The sequence below is a fragment of the bacterium genome (assembly GCA_030652805.1).
In the GTDB taxonomy this organism is placed as follows: domain Bacteria; phylum JAHJDO01; class JAHJDO01; order JAHJDO01; family JAHJDO01; genus JAHJDO01.
In genome coordinates, this window is record JAUSPT010000032.1 from 32,371 (window position 1) to 44,739 (window position 12,369).

Annotated in this window: 13 protein-coding genes, 2 tRNA genes and 1 pseudogene; 7 read left to right on the forward strand and 9 right to left on the reverse strand. The window is 38.1% G+C overall.

Features of this window, described 5'->3' with window-relative positions:
- Positions 1-4: 4 nt before the first annotated feature.
- From Q7J67_02665 to Q7J67_02700, 8 genes and pseudogenes are all read right to left on the reverse strand, one after another.
- Positions 5-373 (reverse strand): annotated as a pseudogene (locus Q7J67_02665) (ribonuclease HI family protein).
- Positions 374-1,093, reverse strand: a complete 720-nt coding sequence (locus Q7J67_02670) for a C4-type zinc ribbon domain-containing protein (GenBank protein MDO9464184.1) — start codon at positions 1,091-1,093, stop codon at positions 374-376.
- On the reverse strand, positions 1,090-1,251 hold the full coding sequence (locus tag Q7J67_02675) for a hypothetical protein (protein MDO9464185.1): 162 nt from the start codon (positions 1,249-1,251) through the stop codon (positions 1,090-1,092). The genes Q7J67_02670 and Q7J67_02675 overlap by 4 nt, the downstream gene beginning before the upstream one ends.
- Positions 1,252-1,267: 16 nt before the next feature.
- Positions 1,268-1,342, reverse strand: a tRNA-Val gene (locus Q7J67_02680).
- A gap of 57 nt (positions 1,343-1,399) precedes the next feature.
- Positions 1,400-1,478: transfer RNA gene (locus tag Q7J67_02685), tRNA-Arg, on the reverse strand.
- An 8-nt stretch (positions 1,479-1,486) separates the two neighbouring features.
- Positions 1,487-1,999 (reverse strand): adenine phosphoribosyltransferase, encoded by a 513-nt coding sequence (locus Q7J67_02690; protein ID MDO9464186.1) that lies wholly within the window; start codon positions 1,997-1,999, stop codon positions 1,487-1,489.
- Positions 2,000-2,023: 24 nt separating this feature from the next.
- On the reverse strand, positions 2,024-3,040 hold the full coding sequence (locus Q7J67_02695; GenBank protein MDO9464187.1) for a sodium:calcium antiporter: 1,017 nt from the start codon (positions 3,038-3,040) through the stop codon (positions 2,024-2,026).
- Complete coding sequence (locus Q7J67_02700) at positions 3,041-4,126, reverse strand: mannose-1-phosphate guanylyltransferase (GenBank protein ID MDO9464188.1); 1,086 nt, start codon at positions 4,124-4,126, stop codon at positions 3,041-3,043. It abuts the gene before it with no gap.
- Positions 4,127-4,234: 108 nt separating this feature from the next.
- Between Q7J67_02700 and Q7J67_02705 the strand changes: the two genes are divergently transcribed.
- From Q7J67_02705 to Q7J67_02735, 7 genes are all read left to right on the forward strand, one after another.
- Complete coding sequence (locus Q7J67_02705) at positions 4,235-5,710, forward strand: rhamnulokinase family protein (protein ID MDO9464189.1); 1,476 nt, start codon at positions 4,235-4,237, stop codon at positions 5,708-5,710.
- 63 nt (positions 5,711-5,773) lie between these two features.
- Complete coding sequence (locus tag Q7J67_02710; GenBank protein MDO9464190.1) at positions 5,774-6,832, forward strand: alcohol dehydrogenase catalytic domain-containing protein; 1,059 nt, start codon at positions 5,774-5,776, stop codon at positions 6,830-6,832.
- 30 nt (positions 6,833-6,862) lie between these two features.
- Positions 6,863-7,657 (forward strand): sorbitol-6-phosphate dehydrogenase, encoded by a 795-nt coding sequence (gene srlD / locus Q7J67_02715; GenBank protein MDO9464191.1) that lies wholly within the window; start codon positions 6,863-6,865, stop codon positions 7,655-7,657.
- Positions 7,654-8,859 carry a hypothetical protein gene (locus Q7J67_02720; protein MDO9464192.1) on the forward strand — a complete coding sequence of 402 codons (1,206 nt, stop codon included), beginning with the start codon at positions 7,654-7,656 and terminating at the stop codon, positions 8,857-8,859. Before srlD ends, Q7J67_02720 begins: the two co-directional genes overlap by 4 nt.
- Positions 8,846-9,526, forward strand: a complete 681-nt coding sequence (locus Q7J67_02725; protein ID MDO9464193.1) for a class II aldolase/adducin family protein — start codon at positions 8,846-8,848, stop codon at positions 9,524-9,526. The genes Q7J67_02720 and Q7J67_02725 overlap by 14 nt, the downstream gene beginning before the upstream one ends.
- Complete coding sequence (lsrF, locus tag Q7J67_02730; protein MDO9464194.1) at positions 9,514-10,410, forward strand: 3-hydroxy-5-phosphonooxypentane-2,4-dione thiolase; 897 nt, start codon at positions 9,514-9,516, stop codon at positions 10,408-10,410. The genes Q7J67_02725 and lsrF overlap by 13 nt, the downstream gene beginning before the upstream one ends.
- 314 nt (positions 10,411-10,724) lie before the next feature.
- Complete coding sequence (locus Q7J67_02735) at positions 10,725-11,513, forward strand: SDR family oxidoreductase (protein ID MDO9464195.1); 789 nt, start codon at positions 10,725-10,727, stop codon at positions 11,511-11,513.
- A gap of 14 nt (positions 11,514-11,527) precedes the next feature.
- Here the strand turns inward: Q7J67_02735 and Q7J67_02740 are convergent, their stop codons facing one another.
- On the reverse strand, positions 11,528-12,325 hold the full coding sequence (locus tag Q7J67_02740; protein ID MDO9464196.1) for a hypothetical protein: 798 nt from the start codon (positions 12,323-12,325) through the stop codon (positions 11,528-11,530).
- Between the last annotated feature and the right edge of the window lie 44 nt (positions 12,326-12,369).

The window sequence follows — 12,369 nt, forward strand, 5'->3', positions numbered from 1 at the left end:
CTAATTTATCAGCTTCTTTATTATTGGCACGTTCTATGTGTGTAATATTGAATTTTTTAAATCCACCTTTTAGATGCTGAACCTGTTTATATAAGCGAAACAAGTTATCATCTCTGACTTTGTAAATGCCTTGTATTTGATTTGCAATAAGCTCGCTATCTGTAAAAATAGTAATATTCTGCACTCTCATAATCAGAGCTTCCTGCATAGCAAAAACTACAGCCATATACTCAGCTACATTATTTGTTGTAACTCCTATGTCTTGAGAAAATTCCCTTACCTTCTTCCCTTCACAAAAAAACACAATACCGATACCTGCTTTTCCTGGATTACCTTTAGATGCCCCATCAACGTATATAGTTAACTCATCCATCTAATTATTTTCCTTTATATACAGTATACGCGAACATCTCTCACATACAGCAACTCCGTTACCAGCCTTTGTATTATTTATAATCTGTGGAGGTAATTCCATATGACAGCCTCCACATGTTCCATCACTAATATTCACAATACCCACTCCATTCTTCAAATCTCTAATTCTTTCATATTTGGCTACAATAGCGTCACTTATAGCACTAACTAAATTCTTTCGATCTTCTTGCCTTTTTTGAAGCTCCTGTTCAATCTGGTCTACCTTCTTCTTATTATCTTGCTCTTCCTGTTCAAGTTTTCCATTCTCCAGCTTAATCTCCTCTGCCTTTTTTTCTATATTCTCATGTGCTACATCTGATTGTTCCATTAATGAGAGTATCTCATCTTCTAATATAGAATTTTTCTCTTGTATTTGTTCAATCTCATGCTGCAAAGAGGTATATTCTTTATTCGTCTTAACAGAATACTGTTGTGTTTTATATTTCTTTATTGCTTCTGTACCACTGTCAAGTTCGACCTCTTTTAATTTTCTATTCTTCTGAATCTCCACAAACTCTGACTCTAAAACTGCTAACTCGTCTTTCTTTGCCTTAAAACTCCTATAATGAGCATCCATTTCTTTGGGTATTCTTTTTATCTCTGTATCTAAATTTTTTATTTGCTCATCTAAATCTTGGACATTGACTAGTAACTTAATATCATTCTCTAGTTCTGTCATTTACCTTTACCTTGAGTATGCTTCTCTATGTCAGCCTCCTTCTTCATATAACACTCCTCGCAGTTATAAATCGCTCTTGCTTGTGTCCTATCATAACCTTTTTCAAGAACAATCCTCTTTACATTGAGAACCTCTTTACCACACGTATCACATTTCATACTTAATCTCCCCATTTGGTGGGCGATACTGGGTTTGAACCAGTGACTTCTACTCTGTGAAAGTAGCACTCTACCGCTGAGTTAATCGCCCAAAAACTCACAGAAGTTTATATCACAAAAATTTTATATTTTCAAACTTACCTAAATCTGGTACGCCTGAGAGGATTCGAACCTCCGACACAGGGATTAGGAATCCCTTGCTCTATCCATTACTGAGCTACAGGCGCATATTCGCTCAATATTTTATCAATGAACTTACTTCATATCCTTCAAGTTTCTCAGCGCCTTTCAGAAACGTAAGGTCTATAAGAAACACGATCTTTGATACATTTCCGCCAAGTTTCTTAACAAGTTTAACTGTTGCCAAACTTGTTCCGCCTGTTGCAAGAAGGTCATCTATAACCAGAACACTATCTCCATGTTTTATTGCGTCTTCATGTATTTCCAATGTATCAGTGCCGTATTCCAGTGTGTATGTCTCCTTTATTGTCTTGTATGGAAGTTTTCCCGGCTTTCTGAGCGGAACAAACCCTGCTCCAAGCTTGTATGCCAACGCTCCGCCGAATATAAAACCTCTTGCTTCTACAGCAACTACAATATCAATCTTTTTTTCCTCGCATTCTTCTGCAAGTTTATCAACCGCCTCTTTAAACGCATCTTTATCCTTAAGTAATGTAGTTATATCTTTAAAAATTATACCCTTTTTGGGGAAATCGGGCACGTCCCGAATCAAATCTTTTAAGTCCATTTTACCCTCCTTGTTAGTTCCATTTTACCTTAACCTAAAAATCATATATGTACTGGCAATGTATACCATAATTATAGCTATTGCGTCCCAACCAAGCTTAAGAAAGGATTTTTTTGATCTATAAATGATCCCAACTATCACAATCATCGTTAAAAGAATTCCCATAACTGCTGTCAGAATGTGCGTAGAAGATAGATAGGCATATATAGAACCTGTTCTGTATAAGACATCGCTGATTGGTATCAGCACTATATTGAGCATGTTGCTTCCAAATATATTTCCAATCGCCATATCAAAAAGACCCATTTTAACTGCTCCTATTGTTGCCATAAGCTCAGGAAGAGATGTTACTATCGCAAGGAAAAGGCTGCCAACAAAAGTTTCCCCTAATCCGGTTCCTACGGCTATAAGTTTAGCAGTGTGAGCAACCCATATACTTCCTCCAAAAATAGCTGCTGCACAAAACAGATAGCCAAAAATTGTCTTTGCAACGGAAACATTCTCATATTTTTTTTCTTCTGCCACTTCCCTATCCTGAGATTCATCAGAATGATGTTCATCAGAATTACGATATTGATATCTAAATGAAAGACGCATGCCTACTAAATATATTCCTATTATCAAGAAACTTGCAGGACCTATAGAAAAGACTGACATTGCATCTTTCAATAACATGCCTAAAATCGCCACTACTGAGAGAATTGCAGAAATTGCACCCAGTAAAATTAACCCAAGATTTACTTTCCTTAAAATCGGGCCATGACCTTGAATAATATCGAGTATCGCGATTATAAAAAGATTAAATATGATACTTCCAAGGACATTGCCTGCAGCTAAATTAGGAGCTTTCTCAATAACTACGGAACTGCACGTAGTGAAAAGTTCAGGAAGCGCTGTTGCACCGGCAAGAAATATCATTCCTACCCATGCCCGGCCAATACCTGTCTTTTCGGCAATTATATCCCCGTATTTTGATAACTTAAAACCAGCAAGAATAATTATAATTGCGCCTATTGAGAATTGAATCCAAACATTTAGCATTTATTTAACCAGTTTGGAAAGTTTTTTATTCTGCTTAATATTCTCTAAAAGTTTTTTTACTTTCTGTGCCTCTGTTTTCTTGCAGACCAGTACAACATCCCCTGTGTTTACAATGATTAAATCTGAAACACCTATAGCGGTTATTGGACTCTTATCCCCTATTAATATACAATTCTTTGTATCAATGCCTATATAATCTCCTACAACGATATTGCCATCATCATCTTTTTTATAAACTTTCTCCAAAGCGAGCCATGAGCCTACATCATTCCAGTCAAAGAGACCTTCTACAACGCTTACATTTTTCGCCCTCTCCATAACTCCGTAATCAATTGAGATCTTTTCCAGCTTCTCATACTCCTCTTTTATAACTTCATCCCTGAGTGAAGATGAAAGAGAATTGTCTATAACCTTTAGCGCATTATAAAGTTCAGGCATATATTTCTTAAACGCTTCTTCTATGCACTTAGTTGTCCATACAAACATACCGCTATTCCAATAATACTCACCTTTCTTAAAATACTCTCTTGCAGTTTTCAAATCAGGCTTTTCTCTGAACTCAACTACCTTAAAAATACCAGGCGTATCACTACCATACTCAGTAAATATTTTGTCTCCTCTGTGAATATATCCGTAACCAGTTTCCGGATAGCTTGGTTTTATACCTATTGTAACAAGATCCCCTTCTTCAGCTGCTATACAAGCTGTAGTAATGGTCTTTTTAAATTGTCCAATATCCTTTATAATATGGTCCGCTGGCAATACAACCGTAATGGAATTTTTGTCTCTTTTTTGAATAATTAAATTGGCAAGACCTATTGCTGCCGCAGTATTTCTAGCAAATGGCTCAATTATAATATTCTCTTTGGGGATATGAGAAACTTGTTTATGTATCTCATTTTCTAACCCAATTCGGGTGACTATAAAAATATTTTTTGAAGAAGTTAGAGCTTGCGCTCTTTTTACTGTTTCTTGAAGCATGGTATTCTTAGAACCTATTGGCAATAACTGCTTAGGATTTCTTTCCCTGCTCTTTGGCCAAAATCTCTCCCCGCTCCCTCCTGCCATAATAACAACATTCAACATAACCATGTCCCTCACTTTTAATAATGCAAGAATATCACAAATTTAGTTTTAAATAAATAAAGAACTATGTCATAATGTTGTCAAAGCCTGAATGATAAGGAACTTACCGTGGGAAAGAGCAAAAATTACATAGCTGTTGATCTGGGCGCAGAAAGTGGACGATTAACACTTGGTAAATTCGAGGGAAAGAAAATAGTTCTTGAAGAGAAACATAGATTTGCTACAGGAGGCACAAGACTTAATAATACCCTCTATTGGGGCGCCATAAATTTCTTTAACGAGATAAAAAAAGGACTGCAAAAGTGTTCTAAGTCTAAAATCTCTGCAATTGCATTCGATAGCTGGGGCGTAGATTTCGGACTCATTGATAAAAATAACCATCTATTAGAAAATCCTGTACATTATCGTGATAAGCGGACTGATGGAATGATGGAAGAATGTTTCAAAAAACTGTCGCGAGAAGAAGTATTTGAAGGGACAGGTATCCAGTTTATGCAAATAAATACACTTTATCAACTACTATGGATGAGAATAAATCAGCCCCATCTTCTTCAATCGAGCGATTGTCTCTTGCCGATAGCCGCCCTGTTTACTTATTTCTTCTCCGGAGAAAAAGCAGCGGAATTTACCCTGGCTACTACCACTCAATGTTATGATCCTCGCAAGAATAGATGGAGCGGTGAAATTCTAGAAAGATTAGATATTCCCTGCAAAATAATGCCCCGTATTGTAAATCCTGGGACAGTTATAGGCAAACTACTACCGTCTATATCTTGTGAATTGGGAATATCTCAAATACCCCTCATTGCTACAGCGTCGCATGATACAGCTGCAGCAGTTGCGGCTGTTCCTGCTCAAGGAAATAACTGGGCATTTTTAAGTTCGGGCACATGGTCTTTAATGGGATGTGAAATAAGCAGTCCATTGATAAATAAGGAAGTCTTGAAAAACAATTTTACTAATGAAGGAGGCGTAAACAATACATTTCGTTTTCTAAAAAATATCATGGGGCTCTGGCTGGTTCAGGAATGCAAAAGAAACTGGGAATCCAATGGTACAAAACTCCCCTACCCTGCTTTAACAAAAGAGGCAGAAAAGGCAAAAGCATTTCTCTGTTTTATCGATCCTGAAGACGCAACTTTTTTGAAGCCGGGCAATATGCCAGAAAAAATACAGAACTACTGTCGCAAAACAAATCAAAAAGTTCCATCGGATAGAGGAAGCATCTTGCGTTGTGTCATGGAAAGCCTGGCCTTTAAATATCGCCAGGTTCTTGAAAAACTTGAAGAAATGCGACAGCGAAAAATAGATGTGCTCCACATTGTTGGAGGAGGAATACAAAACAAGCTTTTATGTCAACTCACTGCGAATGCAACTAAAAAACATATCATTGCCGGTCCTGTTGAGGCAACAGCAACTGGTAATATCCTGATACAGGCCATTGCAACGGGTGAACTCTCATCCGTTAAACAGGCAAGAGAAATTGTTCGAAACTCGTTTGAGCTCATCAGATATGAACCTGAACAAACAGATATATGGGAAGAAGCTTATGAAAGATATAAAAATCACAAATCAAAGACTTAACCTTGGAGCAATAAAATGCAAACTATGAAAGCTGTTTTTTTATACACAGACAGACCGAAACATATGGAAACAGAAAACGTTTCAAAACCGGATTGTAAAGCAGAAGATGTACTGATAAGAGTTACTGCTTGCGCTGTTTGTGGAACAGATGGAAGAATGTACGAAGGAACAAAAGACGTTACTAAAGGATCTGTCCCCCAAATCAGAGGATATGGTGAAGGCAAATTTATTATAGGTCATGAAATCGTAGGAATCATAGAAGAAATTGGTTCTGAAGTTAAAAATCCAGAATATGAGATTGGATGCAAAGTAATTCTGGTAACTTCCATAGGCTGCCAAAAAGAAGAGTGCAGACCTTGCAGAGAAGGCAACTACAATATGTGCGCCAATAACCAGCCTATTGGATATTATTATCCTGGAGGTTTTGCTGAATACATATTAGTTCAGGATCATGCTGTGAAACAAGGCGTTATAATCCCTGTCACAACCGAGGAGCGTATTTTAGATGAACATCTGGCAATGGTTGAACCACTTTCCTGCGCAATAAACGGCCAGAATTATCTAAACATCAAAAAAGGAGAGTATGTTGCTATAGTAGGAGCAGGTCCCATTGGTTTGATGCATGCGCTACTAGCAAAAGATAAAGGAGCAAAGGTTATACTGGCTGAATATTCTTCAGAAAGGCTCATAAAGGCAAAAGAATTTGGGTTTGACCATTATATTGCTACTAAAGAGACTGATTTAATGCAGAATATATCAGAAATTACTAAAGGCGAAGGTATTGACGTGGGAATAGTTGCATGCTCCGTTAATAAAGTCGCAGAAGATCTTTTAGGAGCAATGGCTATGAAAGGAAGATTAAGCTTTTTTGCTGGATTCCCAAAACAGAATTCCATTTTAAAATTAGATGGGAACATAATTCATTATAAAGAAGTCTCTATTTACGGAGCGTTTGCTTCGCATAAAGCACAATTTGAGGAAGCTTTAAAGCTGATTGTCAGCAGAAAAATACTTATGGATAAAATAGTTACGCATACATTCCCTTTAGAGAATACAGTTGAAGCAATGGAAAAAATGCTGGATAAAAAGGGAAATGCTTTAAAAGTGGTTATAAAACCGTAAAAAAATATAAATAAGAGGAGCTTGAATGAAATGTCACAGCCTGGTTTGAAAGGAAAAACAGTTTTAGTAACTGGTGCAGGACAAGGATTCGGAGAGGCTATAGCAGCATATTTTGCAAAAGAGGGATGTCTGGTAGCTGTTGCAGACATATCAGAAAAAAACGCAGAAAAAGTAGCTGGAGAAATAGAAAAAAAATATAAAAACAAAGCAGTTGCGATAGAGGCAGACGTAACACAAGAAGCCCAGGTAACCAATATGTTTGAGAGGATTGAGAAAGAATTTAAGAATCTGGATATATTAGTCAGTAATGCTGGAATTCTTATTGCAAAGGAAATAACAGAATTCCCTCTTAAAGAATGGAAAAGAGTGATGGATGTAAACCTTATCGGCTATTTCCTGTGTGCCCGTGAGGCAGCAAAGATAATGAAAAAACAAAAGAAGGGCGTAATTATACAAATTAACTCTAAATCTGGTAAAAAAGGTAGTTTTAAAAATTCTGCATATGCTGCATCTAAATTTGGAGGCATAGGACTAACTCAAAGTATTGCTCTGGATTTAGCTCCCTATGGCATAAGAGTCAATGCGGTTTGTCCTGGTAATTTTCTTGATTCTCCTTTATGGAAGAACAGTCTCTTTGACCAGTATTCAAAAAAATGGGGTATTTCAAAAGAAGAGGTAAGAAAAAAATATATTGAACAGGTCCCATTAGGAAGAGGCTGTACCTATGACGATGTTATCAATGCAGTAGCTTTTCTGGTAAGTGATGAGGCCTCTTACATAACAGGTCAGGCCATAAACGTAACTGGTGGACAGGAAATGAGATGATAGAAGAACTGGAAGCTCGTCTTGATAATTTTGATAAAAATGTGAGAAAAAACGCCCTCTTAGAACTTATCAAGCTTAAAAAAGATGGGAAAGTTAAGTGGGCAGAGGAAAAAGAAATTTCAAACATGCATTGTCATAGCTTTTTCTCATTCAATGGATATGGCTATTCACCAATAAAGATAGCATGGCTATGCAAAAAAAATGGTATTAAACTTTGCCAAATAGTGGATTTTGACGTTCTGGACGGAATTGAAGAGCTATTTTATGCAGCTGACTTATTAAATCTAAGAGCATCTGTTGGCATAGAAACTAGAGTTTTTATCCCGGAATTTAAAGATAAGGAGATAAATTCTCCCGGAGAGCCTGGAATCTACTACTTAATGGGTGTGGGATTTACAAAACTTCCCTCTCCTGAATCCCCTATTTATAAGATATTAACTGATATGTCTCATCGAGCACATATGCGAACCAGAAAAATGGTTGATATATTAAATGAATATCTGGATGACATCAGGGTTAAATATGAGACAGACGTTATTTCCCTGACTCCCAATGGTAACGTCACGGAAAGACACATCTTAAGAGCTTTTTATAATAAATCAAAGGACGTTTTTAAAAACCCTGCAAGCTTCATCAGGTATTGGACATCAAAACTTCCCGTCCAAGAAGAGGATATCAATAATAGTCTGGATAACCCTCATGTTTTATGCGAAATAATTCGTTCAAAGCTCATGAAAAAGGGTGGGATTGCCTATATAAAACCCGACTCAGCGACCTTCCCAGAGATTCAAACAGTAAATAAAATGACAACAGAATTAGGCGGAATACCATGCGCAACATGGCTTAATGGGCTCTCTGATGGTGAGAAAAAGCTGGAGGAATTACTTGCTTTATTAATCAGCAAGGGAATTTCAATGATGAACATAATCCCTGATAGAAATTACAATATAAAGGATAAAAAAGAAAAAAGGATTAAAGTGAAAAATCTCTATAAAGCTGTGGAGATTGCAAAAAGATTTAATCTTCCTATAATAGCAGGCACAGAGATGAACAAGTTTGGGCAGAAACTTGTTGATGATTTTAATTCCAAAGAATTAAGCCCTATTAGAAAAACATTTATGGATGGTGCGAATTTTTTATATGATCATACCTTAATGCAAAGAACCAAGGAGAAAGGAAAAAGGATAAATGAAGAATATTAATATCAAAAAACAGTTAATAGAAATAGGCAAAAAGATTGCTGATAAAGGACTAGTTGTAGGTCCGGGCGGCAATATAAGCGCAAGGATTGGCAATATTGTTTATATGAAAGCCAGCGGCATTTGTTTTGAAGAGGCAAAAGCATCAGACTATATAGGGGTTAACTTAAAAACAGGTAAGATTGTAGACGGAAGCAAAAAGCCCACATGTGAAATCGCTATGCATTTAGGTTGTTATCTTGAAAGAAAAGATATAACTGCAGTAATCCACACTCATCCTCCTACTGCTACTGCCGTCGGAATGCTCGGCATAACGCTTGAACCTTTTACACCAGATTTTGTTGCACTCGTAGATTCTGATGTCCCAACTATAAACTACGTATGTCCATCAACCAAAGAGCTGGCAAATGAAATAAAAAAAGTTATAAAAAAACATAACGCTGTCCTGATGTGTAATCATGGACTCTTGACTGTTGGCTCAAATTTAGTGGAAGCTTATTACAGAACACTTCTCATTGAAGATGCCTGCAAAACGTTCGTAGCGGCAAAGTCACTGGGCAAGATGAAATTTTTTACAAGAGGTCAGGCTAAAGAGATTAATAATCTTAAAGCAGAGTCTTATAGAAAAGCATTGTTAAAAAAAAAGGAGTATGAGCTATGCCAGATGTAGATAGTACCAAAAAGAAAAAGAATTTTTATACAGATATTCCTATGAAAACACCCGGTTTCTTTCTCAAGGGATCGGGTGCGTATGATTGGGGCATGAAGAATCGCCTGGCACGAATCTTTAAACCAGAAACTGGACGAACAGTAATGCTTGCAATAGATCATGGATATTTCCAGGGGCCAACAACAGGGTTGGAACGAATTGATTTAAACATTGTACCCCTTGTTCCATACGCTGACGCACTGATGCTTACACGCGGTATTTTGCGAACAACGATACCTCCTTCATTCAATAAGGCAATTGTGATGCGTGCCAGCGGTGGACCGAGCATCCTGAAGGAACTCTCGAATGAAGAAATAGCTGTTGGTATCGAGGATGCTATCCGGATGAACGTGGCTGCAATAGCGATTCAGGTATTTATTGGAGGCGAATTCGAGACTCGTTCGGTACACAATATGACTCGCCTCGTCGATATGGGCATCCGATACGGAATTCCGGTTATGGCAGTGACATCTGTCGGCAAGGATATGACCAGGGATGCAAAATATTTTCGCCTTGCCTGCCGCATTTGCGCTGAACTGGGTGCACAGGTTGTCAAGACATATTATATCCCGGAGGATTTTGAAACAGTGACAGCCTCCTGTCCAGTGCCCATTGTGATGGCGGGTGGTAAGAAAATTCCGCTCTTGGATGCTTTGACAATGGCTTATAACGCTGTGCAACAGGGAGCTGCGGGTGTGGATATGGGACGAAATATTTTTCAGAGTGAGTTCCCGACCGCCATGATTCAGGCAGTAAGTAATATTGTTCACAAAAATATGAAACCGGCCGATGCACTTGAGGTTTATAACACGCTGAAGAACAAAATGGAAAAGGAGCAGAAATAAATAGAGTTATCCCTATCATTCGTGGACTTCTGGCGGAATTCTCCGGCAGCGATGACATCCCATATCACCGAGTTATCCTTAAATCGTTTACAACCAAAGATACCCGGGATTTCGTAGCTTCATCTCCTCCTCTGTACTTAGATACACTTGAGTACGACGCGGCTCCAGAAAAGCTTCGGGAACATATCTCATCGTCACTCGCCGATTATTCACGACAATACGCTGCAAAACCTCAGGTAATATTACTGCCTGATGCTGGAATCGTCCAGGTCATTGAAAAAGCGGCTAAGCCTGACCCTCCTCTTCGAAACGAAGTGGCTCTTCTTACAGGTGCCGCTGGGGCGATTGGTTCTGGAATATGCCGGAGGCTTCTGGAAAATGGCTGCCGAGTGGCCGCGACCGACTTGCCAGGAAAACGCCTCGACGACTTCGTCTCCGAGTTTAAGAAAAGTGCTGGTGATTACATCATCGGCGTTCCGCTCGATGTGACAGACAAGGAGTCAGTAACAGACGGGTTTAACAGTGTTATCCGGGAATGGGGTGGTATTGACATTGTCCTTGTGAACGCTGGTATCCCGTTAATCTCATCAATTATGGAAATGAACCTCAATGACTTTCGCCGACTGGAGAAGGTGAATGTTGAAGGCACCTTATTAACACTTGCAGAAGCCGGACGTCACATGTGTTTGCAGGGTACTGGCGGCGATATCGTTCTTACATCGACAAAGAACGTCTTTAGTCCAGGTGCTCGATTTGGCGCCTACAGCGCAACCAAGGCCGCTTCGCACCAGTTGGCCAGGATTGCTAGTCTGGAACTTGCTGAATTTGGAATTCGAGTGAACATGGTTGCGCCCGATGCAGTGTTCTCCGATGGAGAATGCAAATCCGGCTTATGGAAAAAAATAGGTCCTGATCGCATGCGCCACAAGGGAATTGATGAAAAAGAACTCCATGAGCATTACCGCCAGCGCAATCTCCTTAAGACCACGATAACAGCACAACATGTGGCAAATGCAGTATTGTTTTTTGTAACACGGCAGACACCTACTACCGGGGCTACAATTCCGGTGGACGGTGGTCTTCCAGATGCTACTCCAAGATAGACAACAGGTCTTTTTTATTCTGGAGTTTCAGAGATCAAAGAGCAGTCCTTCGGGATTCGTCCCGTAGAATTCCCCTTTATATTTTTTTTGAGAAGATAATCATTTGTTGATTGTATGGAATTTACAATTACAATAGAATCTTTTCGTATAACAAATTCAGAAAGACCTATTTCTGAAGTGGTTGGGTTCCAGTCATATGTATATCCTAATCGAGTCCAAGGATATTGTCTGGCGGCATAATAGGATGAAATAATTTTTTTATTAAACCAGTTTATATATGATTTTTCTGCATTTTCAGGAAATTCTAATTGAACTGATTTATCCCATATTTCGTTATCTGGACTTGGACGAAACAAGCTATCCGGTCTGACCCATAATTCTACAAAATGAGAATATCCGCTATTTTTAGGAAGGCCTAATAATTGTTCTGTTCTTAAATTTAGTTTTTCATTTTTATAATTATTATTAAACCAATTTTGAACTTCAGGAACGATGGTTACCCATGTATCTCCCCAGAAGGTTTTTATAATTTTACTTCTTTTATAATTGTTAATATCTTTGGTCCAGGTAACAGTTAATACATATTTATGGCCATTAATTTTCTCCCAACAGATATAGCCGTTTTTCTCATTAATATCAATAAGCCGGTTTGAGATTTCATCTTCTTCTGCAATCATGCTATCAATAACAGCACTTTTATATAATGTATCAGTATCAACATGTTTAGAATCAATGATGTTTTTATTTGAACAGCCTAATAACTGTACAAAAATAAGAAGTAAAGTAATTTGTGTTTTTATATTGATTTTCATGCTGACTGACTGACTTCTGTCATCATAGATATAACTTCTGCTCT